Origin of the sequence: Campylobacter estrildidarum (assembly GCF_005406205.1) — a bacterium.
GTDB classification, from domain to species: Bacteria; Campylobacterota; Campylobacteria; order Campylobacterales; family Campylobacteraceae; genus Campylobacter_D; species Campylobacter_D estrildidarum.
Map to the genome: position 1 here is coordinate 51,136 of NZ_NXLZ01000010.1, position 23,629 is coordinate 74,764.

Sequence of the window (23,629 nt, forward strand, 5' to 3'; positions counted from 1 at the left end):
AAGTAAAAACATCTCAATTTAATTCTTGATTTAATTTTTTGGGTAGATTGTAAAATTTCATTTATATTGTAAACAACTGGTTGCGAAGGGGAGATTTGAATAATACTATATAATTAACTATATTTATATATATTTATTTTATTTTTTTTATAAAGTCAATATATAGGTCAATAATTTTTTAAAATATAAAAGCAGGTTGACTAATCTTTTTTGTTTCTTGGTTTAGCAAATCTTGAGTTTCAAAATTATACCATATTGTTGGATTAATCATATCTTTTGCAATTTCTACAGCTTCACTACCATTTCCAAAAATACTTTCTTCCTCATTGTCGTTTTGTTGATTAATCATATTTGGATTATCTGCAGTTATATTTTGAACCAAATCTAATATCTTACTTGCTCCACTCAATGTGTTTTCTAAAACATTCAATAATGCCTCAAAGCTTGTCATTTCTTTTGCTGCTTGTGCTGTAGTTTTTGTAAAGTTAGCAGCTAAATTCCAGCTATTATTTGCCCATGTTCCTATGAAATTAACAATATCCCAAACAGCACTTAAAATTTTAAAAATTTTATTACCGCTTAAAGAACCTACCGCTAATCCGACGCTAATACTTAAAGTTATTCCCATAGCAACACCTTTACTAATACCAAGAAGACCACTAAGCCAAACTCCTTGCCCTCCAATCCACCACGTAGCAACAGCCAAAACAATTGTAACAATAGGTGCTAAAAATGATAATATACCTTTGTTTGATTCTTCATATACATAAAGATAATAAAAGCTATCCCATAAGGCAAACCATCTGTCTCTTCTGCCATAAGGTAAGTTAGAACTTCTTCTGTATAAAGGATATATACTAGGACTTATTAAAGTTTCTTTTTTTCCAGACAAATTATTTAATACTCCAAATGCTATATATGGTTCCTTATAGCAGATTAAATTAAAATCTTTATTGATACATAAAGGCGAACCATATTTAAAATTATAATGATTTTTGATTATATTGAAGGCAGATAAAAATGGTATTTTCTCATTAACTAGGGTATAATAAGAAGTGCTTCCATCCATCTCTCTAGTTTTATCAACTTTTTTATAAGTCTGATAATAAATTTCTACTTTTTGAGTTTTACAAATATGATTATTTAGATTTTTAAAATCATTGTAAAATTTTTCTACATCAACACATAATTTATTATTAGAAATTAAACCATTTGTTATTTTTTTCCATTCTGTTTTTACCTCTGGAATATTAAAATCATCCACACTGGGATAAATCAATCGTCCATTCCTATTAAGTATTTTTAAAAAAATAACTATATCTGAATTGTTAATCAATTCCTCATATTGAACATTTTTTAATGCCTTATCTAAAAAGTTTTTAAAATTAATATTTTCATCAATATAATAAAAATTTGGATATTTTATTGCCTCTTTTTTATCGAAAAGTAAGATTAAATCTTTAGGAAAGCCAAAATAATAGTTTATTTTATCTAGAGTAGAATTTAATCTTATTTCACAAACATCGTGATAAATTCCTTTCTCATCACTAGGATCTCCTTGATAAGGCTTATACGGATCCTGACCTACAAAAAACTGATTTAAACCTAAATCATTATAATTATTTTTATTATAAGGAGCTGCACTAGGGCTTTTTATATTGTATTTTTTTACAATATACGCATTTTTATATAATGGGTGATTGACATTTTTTACCACAGCTCTACCTTTGCGAACAAGCTGTTTGTGTAAGAGTTCTACATATTTATTTATGCCAATCATAGCATAGCTAAACCATTGTTTATAAACTTCTTTTGTGTCTAATTCTCCTATATTAGCAGGATACGCTGGTTTTAGGGTAAAATTACCCATCAATCTTTTTTCATCAATTAGCATTATTTTTCTATATTTTCTATTTTTTCTTTTACGAGTCTCATAATTTCTTCTGGTATATCAAGCCCACCTGTGCAGTATCCAAATTGAACACTTTGTGTAACTTTTGCTGCTTCAATTCTTAAATTATCATCAATTTGTGCTGTTTGCCTTTGGATTAACTTAGGTTTTGCAAGTTCTGTTTGAGTTTGCGCTTTTAAAAGTGCAACCCTTTCTATATTTAATTCATTTTCATCACCCTGTAAAATCATTGATAAAGCTGTATTTTGACTTTGTGCTACTATAGTTTGCCCAACATTAACTAGAGCCTGTGCTAAGCTTTGAAATTGCTGGTCATTTCTGATAATATTATTGTTGCTAAAATCTTCCAAAAGTTTTTTAAATTCTCCAAAAGGAGACTTCTCAGCTAAACTCATTTCCAAAATTTGCGGATAAATTTCTTTAAAAGCATTTAATCTTTTGTTGTAATCTATATCAATTGCCATCATTTAACTCCTTAATCTTATTTATTTGTATCTCACATTGCTTGTATTTATAAAAAAGCAAAGAATAAGCATTTATGATATCAAGTTCATTTTTGACTTGTGGTTTTTCAAGGGGGCTTATGGTTAGTAGCTCTTTTGGAATTTTCACTTTTTGAATTTGTATTTTGCTTATTACTTGTTGCGTTGTCCCACAACCTATCAATAACATTGTTAAAAAGCTTAGTAAGATTATTTTCATTGCTTTTATAGATATATTCTTTAACATAATTTATCCTTTCTTTGATCTGATTTTTTTGAATATAGCTTTCATTTAAGGCTTTGAGTTCTAGATTGTGTCTTTGTGTAAGTTCTTGAATCTTTTCTTGATTGTTTTTATTAATCTCTAAAGCCAAAGCTAGATCACTTTGGCTTTTTTCTAATCTTGATTTAGTGCTATCAAGTCTTAGATATAAATAACCGGTTAAAATACTCATCAAGACTAAAGCGATATAAAGTTTTTTATCTCCAAGCAAAAAGTCAAACATTTAATTTTAGAAAGTTAAACTTTCTTACCCCCTTATTAAGAATAAGTCCATCTGGCTTTTTTGCCTCTGGTGTCAAGGTGGACGAATCCACCAAAAGGATTCTTAGGGTTATGTTTTATAGCAATTCCAAAAGGCTTGTCGCTGTATTTTTCTAAAACATATTGATGCACATCTTCAGTTTTAACACCTTCAACTATAAAATCAGCCGCACTGCCGATGGTGTGTTGGCTTTTAGGAGCTCCTCCTACTTCTGCGTTATGCTCTTTGCAACGATAACCGCTATTTATAGTAATAGGTGCGTTATAATGTTCCCTGATCTCACATAACACATCGACTAACTCATCACTTGGAACACCTTTTGGTAATTCACACTTGCCGCACTTGCATTTAAATTCGTCTTCTTTAAAATATTTGTTTTCTTTCATTTTAGCTCCTTGTTATTGATTTAAATATATATTTTAAAAAGTGAAAAGTGTTGCAAGCATGGTAAAAAATAAAGCATTTAAATTTAGAACATCCTAGCACACTCATTGCCTCTTTTAAAACCTGATCAGCTAACTTGTAATCTTTTCTTGAATTGGCTTTTTCACACAAATAATCATGTATCACGCAAGCACTAAAATACTCACTCCTGTATGGTGGATAAAAACTCCAAAATATACGAGGGATACTTGCACCATCTGTTTTGAAACCTTTTGGAATAAGTCCTTTAAAACTTGGTAATACGAAAACATAATCCAAAACTACTTCAAACCTGTCTTTATCAAAGGGCTTAACACAAACCCTTTTTAATTCTGTTTTAGTCATTTTTTATCTCCTGTCATTTTTCTTAATTCTCTGTTCTCGTAATGTCTGATTTCAAGCTTTAAGCCATCTATTTTTTGATTTATATTATCTAGCTTATCTCCTATGATTTTAGAATGCAAATCAATTAATTTATTGGAGCTTTCAAGTTGTTGTCTAGAATTTTCAAGTTGAGATTCTGAAATTTTATTATTAATTTGCATCTCTTTTAAAATATCACTTTGAATCTCATTGTTTCTTTTTTGTGTGTATTTAATCTCCGTAAAAATATGCTGTGTTCTATCCACTCTTTCAAAAAGTTTGTAAGCCACGTAAGAAACGCTTACGCTTATAAGAGCTAATAGTGTTACAATTCCGCCTTTTTCAATAATTGACACATATTCCATTATTTTTTACTCCTGATTTCAAGTTTTAATTCATCTAGACTTTCTTTAAAATTATCAAGCTTTTCAAGTATCCTTTCTTTATCCTTTGCACAATCTTCCATACGACCTTTAAAAAGCCTATAATTAATAATAAGACTTAATAAAAAAATGACAAACAAAGAGCCAAATGGAGTAAGCGTTTCAAACTCTCTAGCAAAATTTGTCAGCATAGTTGCATTAAAATCCACTATCAATCACTCCAAACTATACTTTCTAATTCTTGCAAGTTTTGTGCTTTTTCTACCTTGTCTTTAAGCTCTCTTGCTTTAATAGTATTAGTATTAACACTATTTGCCATAATAGAACCAAGCTGTGTTAATTCTTCTAAAGTAAAAGGCACAGCCGTATTATCTTGTGCTATCCAAACAAAACCTTCAGGAACTTGTTTTGTAATTGCAAAAAGACTTACTGTGCTTGTAAGCAAGTTTCTATCCTTTTCAGCACTTTGAAAAATCTTATCTTTAAAACTCACTCCACCTTCTATAGCTTTATCTCTTGCCTTATCAATCTCATCTTTTTTAAATTCTTTAGCATATTTCAAACTTGCTTCTTCTGTAGAAACTTCTTTAAACATTAAGAAGTATTCTTTTAGAAGTTCTCTCTCATTTGCAAGAATTTCTTTGACCACTTCAAGTCCTTTGTTAAGCTCGTCTTGTGTTATATCATCGATAAATTCTTTAAAAAAGCCATTATCTTTATAGTTTAACTTTCTATCATCGCTTACGATAGCAACCAAAGTCTTAACGCTCTTTATTAAATCGCTTATAATTGAAACGCTTAAGCTATTATAAGTTGCTCCATTTTTAGTTATAATCTTCATTTTAATCTCCTAATTTAATTTTTAAAACATATTCCATTTGGTGTTACTGTGTTAAATGCGATATTACAGTTAGATGTATTGTTTTCAAAATCAGCTAAATTGCAATTTACAAATGCACCACCATTTACGTTAATAGCGGTTTTGTTATTTTCAAATTTTATTTTTTGACAAGATGTAAAACTTGTACTCCAGCTATAAAATCCGTAATTACAATTTGAAATTTTTGTTTCACTGCTACTTTCATTCAATAAATTAACTAAAGCCATATTATTAATACACACTCCCGAATTAAAACCGTCGATTTTAAAAGAACAGTTTCTGTTGTTAAAAATCGCAGTGTCGCTAACTGTAATTGCAGATCCGATTTTATTTTCAGTATTTGGATTTGATATAGTTATATTATTAAGCTTCGGCGCAACACAGTTATTAAAATTAAAAGCTGTGTCATATATTCCATTATTTTCTTTTCTAATTGTATACCCTTGTCCATCAATCATAATATTCCTACAATCGCAATAAATAAAATTTAACATTTTAGTTAAAGTTAAATCCTCGGTGAGTTTTATGGTTATCATTAAATTGTTTTGTTTAGAATACTTCAAAGCTTCAGAAATAGCTTTTTCTAAAGTATTAAAATGTGTATCACTTTCTTCACCGCTGCCAACTGTAAATTCTATATTTTGAGTAAGAAGCTTAGCTTTTAAATTAAGATCCGTTTCTAATTTTGCTATTTTTTCGCCTTGTTCTGTTTTAGCTTCTTCAATTTGAGTCAAAGCTTCATCTTTTTTACTTATTACTTCATTTATTGAAGTATTTTTGCTTTCATCAATAGAACTTAATGCTGTAGTTTGTAGCTCTGTGATTTGTGTTGTGGCTGTATCTTTAACACTTTCTATTTCCCCTAAAGCCTCGGTTTTTTTATTGTTTAAATTCTCAATGATTTGTGCGTTTTGAGTGTTTAAGATATCCAAAGCACCATCATATCTTTCTCTTATTTCTTGTAATTTTAAAGATGATTGTTTTAAATCATTTGCAATTTGCTCTAAATTATCTGCCATTTTTACTCCTTATATGTTAATTTAACTATTTGCTTATCTATTAAAACTTTCTCCAATGAAAATAAATGATTATATATTCCACCTAGATTATCTTGGATGAGTTTTTCAAAAATTTGTGTATTTTCATTTGTTTTTTGCTCTATAGCTTCAATACCTTGTGTGGTAGCATTTTCTATAGCTTCAACTTTTCCATCAAACACACTTTCTTTTTCCTTAGCGTAATCATTTATTTTTTGTATAGCTAACTCGCCCTCATCATAAACTTCTTTTATTTTTTGCGTTGCATTGGTGTTGAATTCATTTGTTTTTTCTTGAAATTCAGTTTTAAAATTTTGAGTTAATGTTTCCAATAACACTCTTGCATCAATAATTGTTTTTTCTATGGCATTTTTTTGAGCTAAAATCCCACTTGTTTCATCTGTGATTTGATCTGCAACTTTTTGCATTTCTTTTAAAATATTTTCTTTTTGCTCTTGAATATAAGTCTCAATCAAAGCTTTATCATTAGCAAGTTCAACTCTAGCAACCTCTAAAAGCCTTCCTAGATCTTCATTTGCAATTTTTGCTCTTTCTAAGAAATTTGCCAAAGCAGAATCTATAGTGTTTTTTGAGTTTTCACATAAAGTTTGTATCTCTTCTTTTAGAAGTTCAATTTGACTTAATTTTGCGTCTAAATTAGTTTTAATTTCATTTGATTTTAAATCAAGATCAGATTTTAATCTTTCATTGTAGCTTTGCAAATCAGCTTTTAAATTATCTATTTGATTTTTAAAGTCCTTAACAATTTGTGTATAACTTGCCATATCATTAGCAAATTCTTTAGAGATTGCAACAGCTTCATTTAAATCATCTATCATCGATTTTGATTCGTTGATTAAATCCACAGCTTTTTCTATGTCTTCGTATTTTCCTACTATCTCATCTTCTAATTTTTCACAACGCTTTAAAATTTCTATCATATTTTGATTTAAGCGTTGGTTTTCAAAAAGAATAGTATTGATTTTATTTTTAATTGATTTTTCTACATCGCATACAATTTGACAAACTTCAGCTTTTACATTTTTAAAATCATTACTAATAGCTGTAATCTCATTTTTAGTTGCTGTAATATTTGAAACCAGATTATTGACAAGCTCTATTTCATTGCGTAGATCTTCTTTAATATCTTGTGCGTGTTCTAGCTCTTCTAAAATTTGTTCTTTTAATTTAATACAAAGCTCTAAATATTCTTTAGTAAGATTTTTATTTTTTTCTACATCTAAAAGACCGTCTTCAAAATCTTGCGCTACGTTATAATATTTTTTTAATTCGCTTTGAATGATTTCAAATTTTTGATTAAATTCTAAAAGTGCGGGATATTTTTCATTTGCAGAACTTAAAATATCATTTATTTTATTTTGGATTTTTTCAATTTCATCATAAATTTCTTTAATCTCGTTTGATTTTTTTTCAATGTTTTTACTTATATTGTTTATTTTAGAGCTTTCATTTTCTACAAAATCAGTATTGCAAGATATCTCATTGCCTTGCTCTACAATGATATTTTTAAGTTCTAATATTTTGTTATAAAAATCATTAACTTGCTCTTTAAGACCTACTATCTCTTCAATACGAGTATTATCAAGTGCGGTTGCGACTAATGAAATTCTTTCTAAAACTTGATTGATAATTTCAAGTTTTTCTCTACCAGTTTTTAACTCATTTAAGTTTGTCATAATTCGTCCTTAAAAAAATCGCTATCTTTTATTCTTCTCTCGCAAAAAAACAATAAATCATTCATAGCTAAAAGCCATTTTTTATCGTCTAAATATGCTATAAAATCAGCACTATTTATACTTTGTAAATAATCTTGATAATTTAAAGCTCTATTAAATTTCTTTGTAAAATTACAACCATTCTCTCTCATCATCAAGTTCCTTGCCATCATTTGCGATATAATCATTAATGATTTTATTGCAAAGCATTAAAAAATCTTTTTCTTCACATCTTGAAATCAAAAAACAAACATAATTAATCACAGCAAAAGCAAGGCTTTCATCTATCATTAAATGTTCGTTTTCATTGCTAAAATCAGGCTCGTCTGGAATGATAATAAAATGATTATTTCTAACCTGTCTATAAACCCTTTGATTTTCTTCTATATTTTTTAAAAGAACGCTGGGTTCGCACTTGGAACAAACGTAATAAAAGCTTTCCATAAAGTAAGCTTTTAATACATCATCATCTTCTATCATTTTATAAGAGTTTTTAACCTTAGCAATGACTAGTTTTTTAGCATCAACACATCGCATTATTTATCTTCAGTTTTATTATTTTTGCATCTTGAAACGCTTGTTTTAGAGCTTAAGCCTACACCTATAGCAAAAGCATCAGCATTTCTAACTTCTAATGTGCTTTGAGTGTAAATTCTTTTTGCTTGTGCTGTAATATCTGTTGGAACTTCTTCTATTTTAGTAGGAATATAAAGTCCGTGTTTCATAAACTCAAAATCACCTGCAATTAAAACATCTCCTAAGCCATATTCAGAGCTTAATAAACGATGCATATGAAAATTAATAGTTCCAAAATCAGTTTCAAAGCTAATAACTCTACCAACTAATTTAGTCTCATCTTTTAAAATCCTTGTAGCAAGTTTGTTAATAGCTGGTTTTAATTCAGCACCCAAAAATACATCTTTAGGAGTTACTCCACTATCCCAAATGGTTTGTAAGATTTGATTGAGTTTATCTTCTGTTAATTCGGTTGCAGTACCACTCCAATCACCTGTCTCATCAAAAGCTAAAACATTTCCACGTCTTTTGTTTTCAAAGTTTTCTTTATCTTTAGCCACAAAATGAAAAATTCCAGCCATCTCTCCACTTGTGTTTGCTCCTGCTTGAACATAACCTTTAAAAACTGATTTTTTAACATCTGTATCACGACCTAAACCAAATAAAGCATACTCTATATCTCTTTTATGCTCTATGGTTTTTTTACCGATCTGATATTCCATTTCATTTCCGCCATATTGCTTAGCCTTAAGTAATGCATCTGAAACCATAGCTTCTGAAATAAAAATTTGTGTTGCATTGGAGGTTTTTTGAGTTGTATTTTTAGTTTCACCTATAAATTTAGAAAGCTCCAAATTCGCATTCTTTTTTGGCTTTTCAAAAGTATCAGTAATCCAAGAATGCAAAAGAGGGCTTGTAACATTTGAAGTTCCGATTTTATTTAAAATTGGAGTGTCTGTCGCTCCTACTTTAATAATCTTTTCATATATCGATGGTTTTAATTTAACATTTTCTGTAGCCGGTGGTGTATAACCAAATGAAGGTAATGCCATTTTAAAATTCTCCTTAGTTTAGTTTTGGAGAATTTTATTAAAAATAATTGTTTCAAAACTAGGTGATTTTGAAACAAAATTAAAAAAATTGTTTCAAATTTGGTGGTTTTGAAACAAAATTAGATTTTTTGTAAAAAATTTATCATAGGGTTATAGTTTATTTATATCTCCTTGTTTAAAATACTTTTTTTCTTAAGTTCTAAGTTATAGTTATAAATATCCTTAAGATTTTTTAATACATGCTTTACTATATCATTTTTGAATTCATTAAAAGCACTAACTAGAGCGTCATTTAAAAAAGAATAAAATTTTTAGATGAAATTTCAAAACCCATAAAACCTTTTATAAAATAAAATATGCTATAATTAATAATCGCCATTGACACTACTCACGCTTAAAGTGTCAGTTTTAAGCCTAGCTTCAGTGCGTATCGGCTGAACTAGGGGCGATAATATTAATGAAAATTATATGCAGTTATAATCCACTTTTTATCTTTACCTTTATAATCAAGTGCTACCATAATTCTACTATTTTTAGTATCAATAAAAGCCCTATTATTACCTTTTTTTATATTTCCATTGTTTATAATATTTTCTATTTCTTTTATAAAATTTAAAGCTTTATTTTTTGCTTCTATTTTATTTAACCCTTGCTTGATAAATTCCTCTTCTCTTCGCTCTAAAATGTGAGCTAAGCCCATTTTAGAATTTCCCCAAACCAAATCAATATCTCCTAAATCTTTTCTATGAAAAGCACCTGCTACTTGTCCTTGTTTCTCAATGAGTAGTTTTTGCAAAGCACCTTTTCCATCGTGATAATATTCGGTGTAATTTTTACCAAATTCTTTTATAGGTTTGATGTTTAGTTTTTGCTCGATTTTATTTCTCATAGCACTTGGAATATCTTTTTTTATGCCTTTATTTGTGCTTTCTTTAGCATCAGCTATCATCTGTCTAGTTAGGTTATATTCTGTAGTATTTAAATTCATCTTGTCTAAAAAATCAAGTTCGCTGTCTCCATTAGCTTTTTTATCCGCCTCTATTTTCTCATCTAGCTTTTGCTTTATGCTTTTATTAGATTGTTTAGTTTTGATATTCTCATTTAGTCTTATTAGCAGATCTTTTTTATTAGATAAATTATTCATTGCTTCATTTAACAATTCTTGATACTTTGTGCTCATAGCTATATTTGGATTTAACATTTGATTTAAAACATCGTAATTGCTTAATTTTATCTCATCAAATAAAGAAAAACTATCATTGTCTCGTATAAAATCGATCGCTTTTTGTATTTTAGTCCCCAAAGCTTCACTAGGATTGGTTAAAGTATCGTTATATTTAACAATAAAACCTAATATATCCGCTTGTAAATCTTTATCATTTGGAATAAATTCTTTCTCAAAATTTAAACTTGGCTCGGCGTATTTTTTTAACATATCATAAAGTTCTTCACTACTTTTATAAACATTGCTTTGATTCATACTCTCAATAGCTCTTTTAAAAAGTGAGAAAAAATCATTTCCATTATCTTTAAAAACTTTATTTTCATTAAGTGCTTGTTTTAAGTGTAAGAAGTTTAAAGCATTATCACTAAGTATTTTACTAAATTCAGTATCTCTACCACTTCTTCTTTCCCATGTAAGCAAAGCATTATAAATATCAGGCATTAAATGATCTAGTAAGGCTCTTCTACTTTCTAAAACATCCCTTGAACCTAAAAAATTCATAAGCTCTTTTTCACTATTTAGTTTTGTATTTTCTATTTTTGAAAGTTTTTCTTTATATTTTGCTCCTAAAGCTTGTAATTTTTCACTTTCATCACTTAATCTTCCATCATTTGATAATTTAGATAATCTTATGATTGTATCATCATCGTTTTTATCTAAAACTCTTACTATCATAGCTTTATTCTCATCAAAACCTTTAAATACATCTTCTCCATAAATTCTTTTAGCTTGTTTGATATATCTTGTTAAATTTTCACCTTTTAAATCTTTTATAGCAGTGGTTCTATGATTTCCAGCGATAACAAGTCCATCTTTTGTTATGGTTGGTATTCCATCAAAATTAGAACTTTCCTTAAAATGTTCTCTTTCATTGAAAGAATCTCTTATATTACTAATTGTGGAATTAGAATGTTTGTTTCTAAATTGCGATAAACTTCTTGTTAGAGATGGTTTTAAATCGTCTTTATTAACAACTGCGTAAGTTACATCTTCATCTACATTAAGCAAATCATCTAAAATATAGCCTCTTTTTAACTCTTTATATTTAATTTCTTTTGGCTTATTTTCTTTGTATTTTTCAAGGCTTTTTTCTAATTTTTTTATGTCTAGAAAATCTCCAAAATTAGATTTTAAAAAAATCTTTTTATTTTCGCTTTTATCTATAAAATCTTTATAATGCTTCAAATAAGGATTAAAATCTTTATCATTTTTATCCATTAAGCTTTTTTTAGGTTTAGTTTGGGTAGAATTAGGATTATTTGGTAGCCCATTCAATGAGTTATCATTTTTGCTACCTGGTTGGATGAAAGTTTGGATAATGCCAACATTTTCTTTATCATTCTTTTTACTTACTTTTTCAAGCCTTTTTAAGTCTTTTTCTTTAACTTTGGTGGCGTGTCTAACTTCTCCGGTATCTTTACTTATACCAAGTTTTCCTAACTTATCATCATTTAGTCTTTTTGCTATTAAAGCTATATCCATTCTGTTATTTTTATAAAAAAATGTAGGATTTTCTTTAATTTCTTTTATAAGTTTAAACACATCACTAGGCTTTTTAAACATCTCTTTATGTTTATTGGCTAAATATTCTAAATCAGCTATAATCTCATCATTTGTAAGTTTTGCTAAATTTCTAACATTTGGAGATACACTCATTTTTACTCTTAAATCACTTTTTGCATATTTAGGATTAGGTTTATCCATAAAGAAATTATCACCTTTGATTAAATCCTTAACTTTAGAATTAAATTCTTTTCTAGTTTGCTCCGCTTCTTCTTTAAGTGCCTTATCTTTAATGCTCGAAATAAATTCTTTAGCCGATCTATCAAAGTCTTTTAAAGTGTTAATATTGCTAAAGCCTCTACGCATTTGTATTCTTGTTCCGGCTCTTTTTCCTATTTCCCATAATCTCATAAAATAAAAAGCTATATAATCGGTAAAATTATTTACAAGCATTGTTCTAGCTCTTTCTATAATATTACTACTTATACCATGACCTAATTCTTTAGCTTTTGAATTTAAAATGCCATCAACTATAGTTTCAAAATTAGAACGCATATTACTTATAGATCTTAAAACTTCGATTTTATCCTGTCCTATTTTACTTTTTGGTTTATAATTCTCCAAATTATCCATAAGTGCTTTATAATTGACTATATATTTAGGATTAGCTTCATCTCCTATGTTTATTTTATGTTTTTCTAGGTATCTGTTTATGATTTGATTATCTAAAATCTCAACTTCGTTATCATTAAGTCCTTTAGCTATAGCTTCATAATTTTTCTTAGGATTGGTTTCGTTTAATATTTTATCTATGCTTTTTGTTATAGTTTCTTCACTTCCTTCTAGCTTTTTACCAATTTTGCTTTTATCATAGACTTTAAAATCTGCGTAATCTTTTCGTATTTTGCTTAATATATTTCTTGCCAATTGAGGATTGTCTGAATTTCTAGCTATGCTTTCTAAAAGCTCGTCTTTAAAGCTGTTTAAAAAACCTTTGTAATTATAACTTGATCCATCTTTTTTTAATTTATCACCTATAGCATCAATTCTATCGTAAATTTCTTTTACGCTTTTGCCATCTAAATCACCCCTTCTAGCTTCATTCATAAATTCTTTTATTTTAGCTGGAGTTGATTCACTATAAACACTAAAATTTCCCGCAATATCATCTAAGGCTTGTTTGTCTATAGCTACGCCTTTTGAATTTAATTCATCTAATTTTTCAATCCCTTCTCCAAACTCTTCATAAGCTCTTTTTGCTCTAGTATCTCTTAAGATATAAAGTTCATCAGCTTTAGACGCATTATTTAGATCTAACTCTTTAAGCAAAGCTTCACTTTCTGAGTGTAAATAATCCCCTAATTTATTTGCCATTTTAGGGTCGTTTGCTATAACAGTTCTTGCCATATTAGCTAAATCTTTATTTGCAAAAGAAAGGTTGATTAGATCTTGTTGATTGAGTGCGGCTTCTTTTGAACCTAAGTTTTTACTCAAGTTATTCAAAGAATCAATAGTTTTCTCACCCGCATTTTTTATAAAATCACTTTTTGAAGATTTTGTAAAATCTTTTATTTTACTTGCCACTCCATCAACCAAAGCATTTCCTTGATTGACTTCCAAAGGCATAGTTCTTGCATTTTGAACTATATCATTATAATTAGCATTGCTACTTTCTATCAAGTCTCTCGCATAAGCTTTTGATGTATCTACTCCTTGAGAGATGTAATCGTTTATTACACTAGGGCTAATTTTTCTAAACTTATCTCCTATATTTTCTTTTAAATGGCTTCCATTTACTGCCATTCCATCTATCATATCTTTACCAGCTTGTGCTCCTGTTTTAGCCATATTGTAAGTATTTTTTAATGCTCTTGCACCTTTAACTAATCCTGCAAATGCTGCGTCACCTGCCAAAGAAAGTCCCGCATTTTCTCCCATAAGCATAAGTGCTTCTTTTAAATTTGTGTCTTGATTAGTATCCTTAGCGTTGCCATAATAATCATATCCAGCACCTAAAGATGCACCTAACGCACCTCCTGCAACCATACCAACACCGCCACCAATCAATCCGCCACCGATAGCTCCAGCAGTTCCCAAAGCCATACTTGCACCATTATCTCTTAAACCGCGATATAAATTACCCATGGTGCTTCCTTGCACTTTAGCATAATTGCCTTTATTATCTTGCACCCAGTAAGATCCATCATCATCTTGCAATAAATGCCCTTGATTAGAATTTCTTAAATGAAAACCTAATTCTTTCATTAACTCTGCATTCTTTCTTGCTACTACATTATCATTAGCAAAAAAAGGCTTTGAGGCTTGAAATTTTGATTGTTTATCTAAGATATAATTACTTAATTCATCAGCGTTCATATTTTTATTTATATAAAGTTCATTAGATAATGGAGAATTATTGTAAATGTTAGCCCCTTTTTGCATATCTTGTGCTTGTATTTGTTTTTCGACATCTAACGCTACAACTCTTTCTCTCATTTCATTACTTAAGTCATTTCTTGTATTCAAATAATCACTTAAACTATTATAGGCTATCATAGTTTTACTCCTGATTTTTGTAATTCCAATAAAGTGCTTTGTATCACTGTTCCATCTTCTAATTCTATGGCTATATTGCCCGTATTATCAGGTTTTGTTATATAAGCATTTTTGCCATCTATATTAATTTTTTTATCTTTTGGTGTTAAGACTACATTTTCGCTGTCATCTACAAAAGGTATAAACCCTGCAGGAGTTCCTGGCATTAAATGATTTTTATACTTTTGCATATTTTTTTCAACGAGTTCTTTAGTGTCTATTTTTTTAGTTCCTAAGGTTCCATTATCATCGTCTATATAAACTACATTTCTAGGCTTAGAATTGTAATAATTTGGTTGCCCTTTAATCCATTTTTCATATTCGTTATATTGATTATTTACCAAGTTTTTAGTTTTTTGATACTCTTGCTTTACCATTTCTCTAAGTTCGGGATTGTTAAAAATTCTAGGATCTGAAAGTTTTTTTTGTGCTTTTTCGTATATTTCTTTTAAAAAAGCATTCTTTTGCTCTTGCTTTAATTTTAAAGCTCTATCTAGCGGTATTTGATCTCTTATTATTTGATTTTTAGGTAGGCCGTATCTTTTATCTATGTCTTCCATTTGTTTATTTGTAACCTGCGAACCATACTTTAGTCTTGCTAATATATCTTTATTTTTGTTCGCTTCGTTATAGAATTGCTCATTATAGGTTTCTCTATTTTGTCCCAAAGTAGCAATATAATCAACTAAATTATCAACTACACCAATTTCTTTTTTTATTTTTGGTGCATCTTTCATTAACTTTATCTCTGAATCTGATAAAATACCTAGGAATTCATCTTTATTTTTGGTAGTATCATCGCCGTTTAGGAAGCCGTCTATATCAAAGCCACCAAAACCAAAATTATTTATTTTACCGCCCTTATCTTTATTATTTAAATATTCTAAATATTTTTCATTATAATCTTTGTTTTCTTTGTATCTAGCCCAGTTTAAAGCATTATCTTGAGCTTGTTTTTGCTTTTCAAAGTCGAATCTTTGCAAAGCTAAAGCATTATTAAATTCATCTTGTTTTGCCCGATAATCAATTTGTTGCTGTCTTAATTCTTGCTCTTGCTGAAACTGATTTGCTTTAACTTTATCATCATAATTTTTACTCATAATGTCATACAGAACACCACCAACTTTTCCTGCGTTTTGTATAACTCCTGTATTAGGATTAAATACTACTCTTTGTGGATTGTAAAATGCCATTTTATTTCCTTTATTCTTTCTTTTAAAATAAAGGATTTAAGGAAGTTAATGTATAATTTTAAAGGGTGTGGTGCCAAGGGTCGCCACCCTTAGCACTAATTTACCACCTAGAAAGGCGGTGAAATAAGATGCTCAAAATCTTAATAGTTATTATACTACTTTGTGTTATTGTTGTCAATGCAAATTAACAATCAATAAGCAAAGCCCCCTAAAAATGGGGGTTAAGATTTACCCTCTAAAATAACTCCTTAAATCCAACGCTAATTAACTCGCCCAAACATTTTGAAGTTTATTTTCCATATTTGCCCTACGTCTTAATTCTTCATTGCTCAAATATTTATTAAAATCAAAAGCTTGTTTTTGTAAATCAAAATTCTTTTTTGCCATTTTTTGCTGATTATAAGCATCATATAAAACACTAGCACCACCAAAAATATTATTTAGCTTATCAAAATTGGTTATTTTATTTGCATTATTCTCTTTAAACAACCAATCTCCAAAATTTCCTAAAGCGTTTTTAGCAGTATTTAAAAAACCACTACTATTACTCGCTAAATTTGGCACAAAACCGCTAGTTTTAATTAGCCCATCAGCAAAAGTATTCCCTAAGGATGTTACACCTTTTAATGCTGTTAAAAAATCCATTTTTACTCCTTACATTAAACTCATAAGTTCTTTGCCTAAATCAATAGGGCTTATTTCTTCACCTTTTTTTAACTTCTCGTTAAAATCGCTTGTTTTTATATTATTACTTCCACTGGTTGAATCATCGGCTTTTTTAGTATTAGATGATTTATTGACTAAATTTAAAAGCGTTTTCCAGCTTTCTAAATCCCCATTTGCTAAACCACTTAATTTTGTAGCTAGTTCGCCCATTGCTTTCAAATCTGCATCAGGATATGCTTTTCTTAATTCGCTTTCAACCTGTGCGTATTTAGCAACTAAAGCTTCTTGCTCTTCTTTCTCTCTTTGTTTTTGATCTAGCTCCTCTAATCTTTTAAGCTTTTCATCAATTCCATCAAGTCCAAGTTCTTTTAAATATTCAACTCTTTGACGCTCTTGCTCACTTGGTTCTTTTTTTGGATTTTTTAAAGCTTCAAGCTCACTCATTAAAACATTTAGTTTGTTGTCATTCTCGCTTTTGTAAGCTTCAAACATAGCCTTATAATCAGGCTCATTATCTCTTTCTTTTGCAGGTTCTGTGCCTTCTTCTTTTATAGGTTCGTTAGCTCCATCATCTGAAATTGCTTGCATTAAATCTTTTAAAGCATCATTTTCCATTGTTCTCATCCTTTATCTCTAAAATTAAAATATCTAAAAAAGCCATAGTATCTAAGGCTTTTAACCTTTTGCTCTCATCTTTATCATTTTTAGCTATATAAAAACACTCTTTATATCTTTCTTTTATGAAGTTGATTAGTTTTTTACCTCCTTTTGTATTCATTAAATCACTTTTTATTTCGATATTTAACATAGTTTATCCTTGTGGGGTTTCTTGCTCGGTATTTTCAAAAGAAAACAAGCTATTGACATTTTTTACACCTAGTATCGGCAATAACTCTTTTGTAAGCTCTTTACTCGCACTTATAATCCCATAAGCAGAGTTTGTATCTCCTATGCTCATATACATTTGATAAAGTTGTGCAAATACTTGCATACTCGCTTGTATTCCAGCACGACGGACTTCTTTATTCATTGCACCTGTTCCAGTTTGAATTTTAAACCTAAAACTAGGAATGTCTTCTCTTTGGTATCCTTGAAAAAAGTTATCTTCTCCATATTTAAAAACAAGCATTGCAAATCTATCAAATAAAGGCTCGATGAAAGTCTCATTATATTGTCTTATGTAATCAGCACTTCTTCTCCCTCCTTCTTGTGCTTTAATGCTGATTTCAGTAGCAGTTTCATTGTTTGCAGTTTGTGCTCCATTGTTTTGAGGACTGATTCCTGTTACTTCTGTAAGCTCAGTCTCTAAAATCTGTAAATTCATTCCAGCGCTGCTTATATTTGGAGGTGGCAAAATCTGAACTGCTCTAGGGTCTTCGCTATAAATTGGCTTTCCTAAGGTTTCGATATCTTCACGACTTACTCCCATAGATTTTGGAATGATTATTTTTGGGCTAATGTGAGATCTAACTGAATCTATTAAAAGATTTCTTGTTGCATTAATTTCATCTTGTAAAGGCATAGCTGCAGCCATAATTGGTTCTCCATAAACGCTTACATAATCATCATTGTCTATCTTTTTAAGTTGTGGTAGCATCGAGCCCCAAACAAAAGGTTGCCCATCTCGTAACGGTATTTCATTTCTTAGCAAAGTGTTCTCAAATAAAGTAGAAACCACCCATTTGTCATCTTCTTTTTTTTCATAAATATCATAAAGCTTGACTTTTTTATATTCATCGTTTTGTTCAAAATGTTGTTCAATCTCTATTTTTCTATAAAATCCTAGTTTTTGTCTTTCTTTGATTTGACTATAGGTTAAATAAATCTCATTAACTATATATCCCACATCATCATTATTTAAGGCATTCGGATCAAAATAAATACTATCTATTCCAACCCTTTCAATACGAGGCATTCCTTTATGCCAAGTTACTTTAGCTATTGATGTTCCCACAAGCAATACATCCAAAAAAAGCGGTTGAAAGATTTTAAACATATTGATTTTGCCACTGTAAAAATCGATAGCATTTTGCCAAAGCTCTATAATGGTATCATCGCTATTGATATAAGTTTCTATATCAGCCATTCTTTCACTGCTGAAATAAACATCGTTTAAGCTTGTTATTAAATATTTAACCTTTGCATTAATTTTTGGAATGAAAATGCTTGATTTGTTTTTCTTTTTTAATTTTTGAATAATTTTATTTTCAAGCAAATATGCATCTTGAAGTTCTTTAAAATGTGTTTTATATTTCTCATATCCATTTTTGCTTTCGTTAATCAACTGTGTTAAAAAGGTTATCTTTTCATCTTCGGTTCTTTTTATTTTCATTTATCAATCTCCATAAAGTAATTCTGCTTAAATTTGTAATTTTTAAAATATCTTTTTTATTTACTCCTTTTTTAATTAAAAGCTCGGCAAATTCTTTTTTGTATTGTTTTTTAGAAATATTTTCAAACCCTGCTACAAGTTCTAAAAATTCATTAGCTAAGCTTAACTTTATAGCTTCGTCGCTCAAACTTGAAATCTTTTTGATTTTATCGACATCTATTGCATCATAAATCATTAAAAACTCACCAGCCATCATAGCTCCAATCTTCATTAGTATGATTTCTTGTATATAATTTTTCAAAAAAAGTCAAAGCCACAGCATCGCTTACATCAGGGCTTTTTCCATAGTTCTTTTTTAATTGTTCTTTTGAAACTATTTTTAAAAGACCTTTATCGTTGTATTCATATTCAATCATACGCATGTCTTTTTTCAACTCCTCATCTTTTATGATCTCCATATGCTTTAAATTTTTTGCAAAAGTAAAATACATTTGAGCTCTTTTATTAAGATATTCATTGCTAGTTGCAGAATTTGCAGAATTTGCTTCAAAAACAGGTAGTCCGTAGTTTTGTAATACATCATAAACTCCAACGCCAAGTCCGCAAGTATCTACAAAAATCCCTTTTGGTTTTATCTCACTTTGGTTGTATTCTGCTAGTATTCTATTTGCAAGCTCCATAGTTCCAAGCTGCGAGTATTTTTTTATCTCATCGACTACAAAACCTTTTCTTTTAGCTAAAACACTTTTATCATCTCCATATCTTGCAACATCAAGTCCCCAGATATTTTCACCTTGCATTTTTTCGACACTAAATGAATTAGCACTCATAGCATTCTCAATCTCACTTAATGAAAAAAGTTCAGCATTGGAGCTATCTATAAATTCTCCATAAATCTCTTGCTTTACAACTTCATTGCTTTCTCCGCCTACCTCTTCGATTAATTCTTTGATTTGCTCCTCTTTTAAAAATGGATTATCATAACTTGAAAATTGAAAGTGCCTCCAATTGCTATCGCTTAACTCTTTTTTGCAAAGCTCATAAAAAAGATTTTTTCCTTTAGGAACACCCCCTATAATTGCTCTTGAATTTGGATTATCTAAAAGCATAGGACGTATAGCGTTAAACCAAAGATACTCTCCTTTACTGCTTTTTAGAATAATCCCTGCCTCATTTAAAATCACTAAATCGTATCCAAAGCCTTCGATATTTTCACTTCTTTCAGCACTTCTCATATGAAGCACTGCTCCATTGATAATTAACTTCTTATCTTGCACACTCCAAGAATAAAAATCTTTTGGAAGTTTTTTAAGTTCAGGAGTAAAATACAACTCATAATAATTTTGTAGGTTTGCTTGTATAGTATCCACCCACAATATATTGTTTCCCATAAGTAAATTTTCTATTACATATTTAGCACATCCTCTTGTAAATCCAAGTCTCCTGCCTTTTGCAACAGTAACAAAACGTGGATTTTTTTCATCAAATACCTTAAGTTGTGCTGGTGTATAAGAAAAATCAAGTCTCAAATTCATTTTACTTCAGATCTCACTATCTCTATTTTTTGCACATTGTCACTAACTACTTCTTGCTTATCCACATAGCCATGCTGATTTTTAAGCAAGAACATACTAACACTTGGAGTATAGGTACCAATTAGAGAATGATTAACGATATCCATCTCACAGCGTTGTTTTGCATTTGCAACAATTTCGCCAAAGTCTTTGTCTTTTTCCCAATCGCTTAAAGTTTGCATTGAAATTCCTAAATATACCGCCAACCCTACTTTTGTTTTAGGTGCAAAAATAATACTTTCTTTGGTTTCTTTTAGCACTTTTTTTTCATTGAAATATTCATCAATTTTTGAAATCAATTCTTCTTTGGTTAAGCTCTTGCCATTAATCATCATTCTTGCCATTACGCCACCTTTTCTTTAAAATCAAGCTCTTTTATTTCTAAGTTTAAAAAAGACTTTTTAAAAGTAACAATTTCATAATTTCCTTTTAAAACGTTCTTATCATTTTCAAATAAAGCATCTAGCACACCTTTTACGATATTATCTGCATCTCCATGCTTTTTGTTATTAAAGCCGATTTTTAAAGAAAACTCGTAATTCTTTTTCCTATCAAAAGCTTTAAAAGAACTTATATTGTTTTGCTTTCTAAATTCCCATTTTAATAACTCTTTAAAATCTTGATATTTTTTATATTCCATATTCATCCATTTAGCCCTTTGCGTAGTCCTTTTATAAGGGACTGGGTTATTTGCAAGATTGATTTTTAAAACATACTTTTCCATTTCAACCTTTCTTAAAACTAGCTTACATCTTTATAAGTCATATTGACTTTTGTTTTTTCTTCAAATTTTTTTCGATTCTCTTCAAACGCTTTTTTTTCTTTCTTTTTAAAATTATTATAATTATCTTCATGACTTAAGGGCTTATATCTTGGTATAAACTTATAAGAAGAATTTGCACATATACCAACCCCTATACGATTTTGATTTTTAAATATAAAATCTATCAAATCGTGTTTAAATTCATTGTTCTTTAGTGGATCTCCATCTTCATAAGTCAGTTCTCCAAAACTATTTATACAAACCAGCATATTGATAGATTTTGCCGATTTTTTATAGGCATTGCCTTCTGCATCATAACAATAATACGAGTATATAAAATCATCCTCAAATAATCTAAAAAATGGGCAATTTTTATATTTGCTTTTTAGCCAATACAAAAAGCTTTCTTTATCTTCAAAACGTTTTTTAAATTCTATCTCTGCTTTTTTGCAAACTAGTCTTAATTTTTCATAAGTGGTTCCAACAATTTTTTCTTTTTCTAATGTTTCGAAGTAGTAATCTAAAAAAGAATGTATGTCTTTTGCCTCTTTTAAATATCTCCCGACTATATCAGTTGCTTGTGCTTTATTAACTTCTAACAAATCCATCAAAACTTGTATTTTATCTTGCATTATCCCCCCCCCTAAAAACATCCAATGAGTTTTGTCTCATCTTTCATTCCATAATATTTCATTAGACTATCAACCACCGCAGGATCAGCTTCTCTTTTCTTGATAAAACGCTGTGCTTTTCTAGCTTCATTTTCTTTAGCGTATTTCATCCAAGTATAAAGACTTCCAGCAACACTAGCCATTCTTTTTCCATTTCTTTTCCATTCTCTAGCGTCCCAATAGCCTATAAAATCATTAGCCAACTCTTCACCAAAACTTGTTCCATTTTTTTCATTAAATGCTTTAATTTGTCCCATCAGATCAGCTACACTTGGAACCTTAAACTCTTTTTTATTCATCGTTTGTAACTCCTTTTCGTCTAAACTGGAAAAACTCACAAGAAAATTAACGTTAGAAACGCTTTCTTTCTTTTCTTGATTATTTTCTAATTTTTCTAAATTCTCTTTTTTTATAAATTCTTTATTATTAATATTTATATTATTTATAAATTTATTATCACGCACGCACGCATGTGTTTCTATATATAGGGAATTTTCATTTTTTGTTTTTTCAGTAGTTAAATTTCTGTCGATTGATAAAACGTTATTTTGAAGAGTTTCACTTAGATTTTTATCGTTACTTTTAAACAAAGTTAAAGATTTGTTAAAATGTCTTTTGATTGCTCCATTTTCATCTTTTAAAATCCACTCATAAAAGTTTAAAGAACCATTTCTAACCTTATTAATCTCTAAAAGTTTAAGCTCGATTAATTCTCTTTTAGCAACTCTAAGTCTATTAAGGCTTATTCTTTGATTATTTTTTACCTTTATAAACTCTCTTAAATAGATCTCACTTACAATCGTTTTTTCACTTAATTTTGAAAGTTGAATGTATAAAGATAGAGCATCTACACTCAAGCCACCAAAAGCTATAGTATTAGATATCTTTAAGTATCCTTTTCTTTGTCTCAAAGTTTTTTTAGAGCAAGCCACTTCAAAACTTGCTTTAAAATGTGGTATCATTTATTTTCCTTTATGTTATAATTTAAGCTAAATTTGCATATCTTCTTTATGCATTCTCTATCCTTTCGTTTTCTCCTAAAAATTGAAGCAATTTATTTCTATTCTTTTTGCCCCAAATATTCGGTGGTATTTGATATTTTTCCCAAAGCTCGCCAGCAATCTGAACTTTTATTCCTATACGAGAGCTTAAAATACTACTTACGCCGTCTTTACTGTAATAATTAAATAATATTTTTTTAAGTTCTTTCCTATTCATTTTTTTTCATTCTTTTGAAAAATTTTTTTAAAAATGTAGCATAACTACTATAAAAATAAGTTTAATTTTATGTAAATATACTACGTATTTTTTTTAAAAAATCCGATGTATAATTACTACAATTAAAATAAGGATTAATAATGATTGACAAAATGGATAAAAAAGATAAAACATTTTACAAACTCGATAAAGAGTTTTTAGCTAAAATTTTAAAAGAAAAGAAAATAAGTAGATCTAAATTTGCTCAAATGCTTTCAGAAAATGGTTATGAGATTACGTTAGACGGAATTGCCTATTGGTTCAGAAATGAAAAAAATCAACCTGAAGATTATGAAAATATTATTGTTATGGCAAAAATTTTAGAAGTCCCTGTTTCAAAACTTGCACCTATAAATAACAATATAAAAAATTTTATAACACAGGAAAATCAAATTGAATTTAGATACTTTCCTGACATTTATGCAAGTGCTGGTTTTGGCAATACAAATGAAAATGAAAATTTTCAAATTATCAACGTAGATAAAACTTTTTTAACTGAAGTTTTAGGAGTGCCTTATAAA

The 23,629-nt window shown here is 29.1% G+C and carries 26 protein-coding genes and 2 pseudogenes; 1 reads left to right on the plus strand and 27 read right to left on the minus strand.

The features are described 5' to 3' along the window. Positions 1 to 178: 178 nt before the first annotated feature. The 27 genes and pseudogenes from CQA69_RS06275 to CQA69_RS06405 all read right to left on the minus strand — a co-directional run bounded on the left by CQA69_RS06275 (position 179) and on the right by CQA69_RS06405 (position 23,069). A complete protein-coding gene (locus CQA69_RS06275; protein ID WP_137620938.1) occupies positions 179 to 1,894 on the minus strand; it encodes a hypothetical protein in 1,716 nt (571 codons plus the stop codon). Next, on the minus strand, positions 1,894 to 2,379 hold the full coding sequence (locus CQA69_RS06280) for a hypothetical protein (protein WP_137620939.1): 486 nt from the start codon (positions 2,377 to 2,379) through the stop codon (positions 1,894 to 1,896). The genes CQA69_RS06275 and CQA69_RS06280 overlap by 1 nt, the downstream gene beginning before the upstream one ends. Further along, positions 2,366 to 2,584 carry an Rz1-like lysis system protein LysC gene (lysC, locus tag CQA69_RS09190; RefSeq protein WP_137620940.1) on the minus strand — a complete coding sequence of 73 codons (219 nt, stop codon included), beginning with the start codon at positions 2,582 to 2,584 and terminating at the stop codon, positions 2,366 to 2,368. The genes CQA69_RS06280 and lysC overlap by 14 nt, the downstream gene beginning before the upstream one ends. Continuing rightward, on the minus strand, positions 2,484 to 2,900 hold the full coding sequence (locus tag CQA69_RS06290; RefSeq protein ID WP_137620941.1) for a hypothetical protein: 417 nt from the start codon (positions 2,898 to 2,900) through the stop codon (positions 2,484 to 2,486). The genes lysC and CQA69_RS06290 overlap by 101 nt, the downstream gene beginning before the upstream one ends. A 35-nt stretch (positions 2,901 to 2,935) precedes the next feature. Further along, the gene (locus CQA69_RS06295; RefSeq protein WP_137620942.1) at positions 2,936 to 3,325 is read right to left on the minus strand and encodes a YcbK family protein; all 390 of its coding nucleotides are present in this window, start codon (positions 3,323 to 3,325) and stop codon (positions 2,936 to 2,938) included. A 1-nt stretch (position 3,326) separates the two neighbouring features. Next, entirely contained in the window at positions 3,327 to 3,707 is a 381-nt protein-coding gene (locus CQA69_RS06300) for a DUF1353 domain-containing protein (RefSeq protein WP_137620943.1), read from the minus strand. Next, positions 3,704 to 4,090, minus strand: a complete 387-nt coding sequence (locus CQA69_RS06305; RefSeq protein WP_171000351.1) for a hypothetical protein — start codon at positions 4,088 to 4,090, stop codon at positions 3,704 to 3,706. The genes CQA69_RS06300 and CQA69_RS06305 overlap by 4 nt, the downstream gene beginning before the upstream one ends. After that, a complete protein-coding gene (locus tag CQA69_RS06310) occupies positions 4,090 to 4,317 on the minus strand; it encodes a hypothetical protein (RefSeq protein WP_137620945.1) in 228 nt (75 codons plus the stop codon). The genes CQA69_RS06305 and CQA69_RS06310 overlap by 1 nt, the downstream gene beginning before the upstream one ends. Positions 4,318 to 4,319: 2 nt before the next feature. Then, complete coding sequence (locus tag CQA69_RS06315) at positions 4,320 to 4,949, minus strand: DUF4376 domain-containing protein (RefSeq protein WP_137620946.1); 630 nt, start codon at positions 4,947 to 4,949, stop codon at positions 4,320 to 4,322. Between the two features lie 14 nt (positions 4,950 to 4,963). Beyond that, positions 4,964 to 6,007, minus strand: coding sequence for a GumC domain-containing protein (locus CQA69_RS06320; protein WP_137620947.1), 1,044 nt, complete (start codon positions 6,005 to 6,007; stop codon positions 4,964 to 4,966). Positions 6,008 to 6,009: 2 nt separating this feature from the next. Next, positions 6,010 to 7,722 (minus strand): coiled-coil domain-containing protein, encoded by a 1,713-nt coding sequence (locus CQA69_RS06325; protein WP_246023128.1) that lies wholly within the window; start codon positions 7,720 to 7,722, stop codon positions 6,010 to 6,012. Continuing rightward, positions 7,719 to 7,913 carry a hypothetical protein gene (locus CQA69_RS06330; protein WP_137620963.1) on the minus strand — a complete coding sequence of 65 codons (195 nt, stop codon included), beginning with the start codon at positions 7,911 to 7,913 and terminating at the stop codon, positions 7,719 to 7,721. Before CQA69_RS06330 ends, CQA69_RS06325 begins: the two co-directional genes overlap by 4 nt. Then, the gene (locus CQA69_RS06335; protein WP_137620949.1) at positions 7,894 to 8,298 is read right to left on the minus strand and encodes a hypothetical protein; all 405 of its coding nucleotides are present in this window, start codon (positions 8,296 to 8,298) and stop codon (positions 7,894 to 7,896) included. The genes CQA69_RS06330 and CQA69_RS06335 overlap by 20 nt, the downstream gene beginning before the upstream one ends. Continuing rightward, positions 8,298 to 9,329 carry an SU10 major capsid protein gene (locus CQA69_RS06340; RefSeq protein WP_137620950.1) on the minus strand — a complete coding sequence of 344 codons (1,032 nt, stop codon included), beginning with the start codon at positions 9,327 to 9,329 and terminating at the stop codon, positions 8,298 to 8,300. Before CQA69_RS06340 ends, CQA69_RS06335 begins: the two co-directional genes overlap by 1 nt. A 454-nt stretch (positions 9,330 to 9,783) precedes the next feature. Beyond that, a pseudogene (locus tag CQA69_RS06345) lies at positions 9,784 to 14,451 on the minus strand (putative barnase/colicin E5 family endoribonuclease); the annotation flags it as partial. 158 nt (positions 14,452 to 14,609) lie between these two features. Then, complete coding sequence (locus tag CQA69_RS08980) at positions 14,610 to 15,845, minus strand: hypothetical protein (RefSeq protein ID WP_171000347.1); 1,236 nt, start codon at positions 15,843 to 15,845, stop codon at positions 14,610 to 14,612. Positions 15,846 to 16,109: 264 nt separating this feature from the next. Next, complete coding sequence (locus CQA69_RS06355) at positions 16,110 to 16,490, minus strand: hypothetical protein (protein WP_137620952.1); 381 nt, start codon at positions 16,488 to 16,490, stop codon at positions 16,110 to 16,112. Positions 16,491 to 16,499: 9 nt separating this feature from the next. Next, a complete protein-coding gene (locus CQA69_RS06360; RefSeq protein WP_137620953.1) occupies positions 16,500 to 17,126 on the minus strand; it encodes a DUF4460 domain-containing protein in 627 nt (208 codons plus the stop codon). After that, positions 17,116 to 17,319: a hypothetical protein gene (locus tag CQA69_RS06365; protein ID WP_137620954.1), complete on the minus strand. Its 204-nt coding sequence runs from the start codon at positions 17,317 to 17,319 to the stop codon at positions 17,116 to 17,118. Before CQA69_RS06365 ends, CQA69_RS06360 begins: the two co-directional genes overlap by 11 nt. A 3-nt stretch (positions 17,320 to 17,322) precedes the next feature. Beyond that, positions 17,323 to 18,843 (minus strand): portal protein, encoded by a 1,521-nt coding sequence (locus CQA69_RS06370; protein ID WP_137620955.1) that lies wholly within the window; start codon positions 18,841 to 18,843, stop codon positions 17,323 to 17,325. Beyond that, positions 18,818 to 19,096, minus strand: a complete 279-nt coding sequence (locus CQA69_RS06375) for a hypothetical protein (protein ID WP_137620964.1) — start codon at positions 19,094 to 19,096, stop codon at positions 18,818 to 18,820. The genes CQA69_RS06370 and CQA69_RS06375 overlap by 26 nt, the downstream gene beginning before the upstream one ends. Continuing rightward, on the minus strand, positions 19,086 to 20,378 hold the full coding sequence (locus tag CQA69_RS06380; RefSeq protein WP_137620956.1) for a terminase: 1,293 nt from the start codon (positions 20,376 to 20,378) through the stop codon (positions 19,086 to 19,088). Before CQA69_RS06380 ends, CQA69_RS06375 begins: the two co-directional genes overlap by 11 nt. Further along, positions 20,375 to 20,761, minus strand: a complete 387-nt coding sequence (locus CQA69_RS06385; protein ID WP_137620957.1) for a terminase small subunit — start codon at positions 20,759 to 20,761, stop codon at positions 20,375 to 20,377. The genes CQA69_RS06380 and CQA69_RS06385 overlap by 4 nt, the downstream gene beginning before the upstream one ends. Beyond that, positions 20,761 to 21,141, minus strand: coding sequence for a RusA family crossover junction endodeoxyribonuclease (locus tag CQA69_RS06390; protein WP_137620958.1), 381 nt, complete (start codon positions 21,139 to 21,141; stop codon positions 20,761 to 20,763). The genes CQA69_RS06385 and CQA69_RS06390 overlap by 1 nt, the downstream gene beginning before the upstream one ends. A 17-nt stretch (positions 21,142 to 21,158) precedes the next feature. After that, positions 21,159 to 21,812 carry a hypothetical protein gene (locus tag CQA69_RS06395; protein ID WP_137620959.1) on the minus strand — a complete coding sequence of 218 codons (654 nt, stop codon included), beginning with the start codon at positions 21,810 to 21,812 and terminating at the stop codon, positions 21,159 to 21,161. 11 nt (positions 21,813 to 21,823) lie between these two features. Next, positions 21,824 to 22,813 carry a hypothetical protein gene (locus CQA69_RS06400; RefSeq protein ID WP_137620960.1) on the minus strand — a complete coding sequence of 330 codons (990 nt, stop codon included), beginning with the start codon at positions 22,811 to 22,813 and terminating at the stop codon, positions 21,824 to 21,826. A gap of 46 nt (positions 22,814 to 22,859) precedes the next feature. Continuing rightward, complete coding sequence (locus CQA69_RS06405; RefSeq protein ID WP_137620961.1) at positions 22,860 to 23,069, minus strand: hypothetical protein; 210 nt, start codon at positions 23,067 to 23,069, stop codon at positions 22,860 to 22,862. A 140-nt stretch (positions 23,070 to 23,209) separates the two neighbouring features. Between CQA69_RS06405 and CQA69_RS06410 the strand changes: the two are divergent. Next, a pseudogene (locus CQA69_RS06410) lies at positions 23,210 to 23,629 on the plus strand (S24 family peptidase); the annotation flags it as partial.

Coding starts and splice junctions, on each gene's coding strand:
- CQA69_RS06275 (WP_137620938.1), bottom strand. CDS start 1,894: ATGCTAATTGATGAAAAAAGATTGATGGGTAATTTTACCCTAAAACCA.
- CQA69_RS06280 (WP_137620939.1), bottom strand. CDS start 2,379: ATGATGGCAATTGATATAGATTACAACAAAAGATTAAATGCTTTTAAA.
- lysC (WP_137620940.1), bottom strand. CDS start 2,584: ATGTTATTGATAGGTTGTGGGACAACGCAACAAGTAATAAGCAAAATA.
- CQA69_RS06290 (WP_137620941.1), bottom strand. CDS start 2,900: ATGTTTGACTTTTTGCTTGGAGATAAAAAACTTTATATCGCTTTAGTC.
- CQA69_RS06295 (WP_137620942.1), bottom strand. CDS start 3,325: ATGAAAGAAAACAAATATTTTAAAGAAGACGAATTTAAATGCAAGTGC.
- CQA69_RS06300 (WP_137620943.1), bottom strand. CDS start 3,707: ATGACTAAAACAGAATTAAAAAGGGTTTGTGTTAAGCCCTTTGATAAA.
- CQA69_RS06305 (WP_171000351.1), bottom strand. CDS start 4,090: ATGGAATATGTGTCAATTATTGAAAAAGGCGGAATTGTAACACTATTA.
- CQA69_RS06315 (WP_137620946.1), bottom strand. CDS start 4,949: ATGAAGATTATAACTAAAAATGGAGCAACTTATAATAGCTTAAGCGTT.
- CQA69_RS06320 (WP_137620947.1), bottom strand. CDS start 6,007: ATGGCAGATAATTTAGAGCAAATTGCAAATGATTTAAAACAATCATCT.
- CQA69_RS06325 (WP_246023128.1), bottom strand. CDS start 7,722: ATGACAAACTTAAATGAGTTAAAAACTGGTAGAGAAAAACTTGAAATT.
- CQA69_RS06330 (WP_137620963.1), bottom strand. CDS start 7,913: ATGAGAGAGAATGGTTGTAATTTTACAAAGAAATTTAATAGAGCTTTA.
- CQA69_RS06335 (WP_137620949.1), bottom strand. CDS start 8,298: ATGCGATGTGTTGATGCTAAAAAACTAGTCATTGCTAAGGTTAAAAAC.
- CQA69_RS06340 (WP_137620950.1), bottom strand. CDS start 9,329: ATGGCATTACCTTCATTTGGTTATACACCACCGGCTACAGAAAATGTT.
- CQA69_RS08980 (WP_171000347.1), bottom strand. CDS start 15,845: ATGGCATTTTACAATCCACAAAGAGTAGTATTTAATCCTAATACAGGA.
- CQA69_RS06355 (WP_137620952.1), bottom strand. CDS start 16,490: ATGGATTTTTTAACAGCATTAAAAGGTGTAACATCCTTAGGGAATACT.
- CQA69_RS06360 (WP_137620953.1), bottom strand. CDS start 17,126: ATGGAAAATGATGCTTTAAAAGATTTAATGCAAGCAATTTCAGATGAT.
- CQA69_RS06365 (WP_137620954.1), bottom strand. CDS start 17,319: ATGTTAAATATCGAAATAAAAAGTGATTTAATGAATACAAAAGGAGGT.
- CQA69_RS06370 (WP_137620955.1), bottom strand. CDS start 18,843: ATGAAAATAAAAAGAACCGAAGATGAAAAGATAACCTTTTTAACACAG.
- CQA69_RS06375 (WP_137620964.1), bottom strand. CDS start 19,096: ATGGCTGGTGAGTTTTTAATGATTTATGATGCAATAGATGTCGATAAA.
- CQA69_RS06380 (WP_137620956.1), bottom strand. CDS start 20,378: ATGAATTTGAGACTTGATTTTTCTTATACACCAGCACAACTTAAGGTA.
- CQA69_RS06385 (WP_137620957.1), bottom strand. CDS start 20,761: ATGGCAAGAATGATGATTAATGGCAAGAGCTTAACCAAAGAAGAATTG.
- CQA69_RS06390 (WP_137620958.1), bottom strand. CDS start 21,141: ATGGAAAAGTATGTTTTAAAAATCAATCTTGCAAATAACCCAGTCCCT.
- CQA69_RS06395 (WP_137620959.1), bottom strand. CDS start 21,812: ATGCAAGATAAAATACAAGTTTTGATGGATTTGTTAGAAGTTAATAAA.
- CQA69_RS06400 (WP_137620960.1), bottom strand. CDS start 22,813: ATGATACCACATTTTAAAGCAAGTTTTGAAGTGGCTTGCTCTAAAAAA.
- CQA69_RS06405 (WP_137620961.1), bottom strand. CDS start 23,069: ATGAATAGGAAAGAACTTAAAAAAATATTATTTAATTATTACAGTAAA.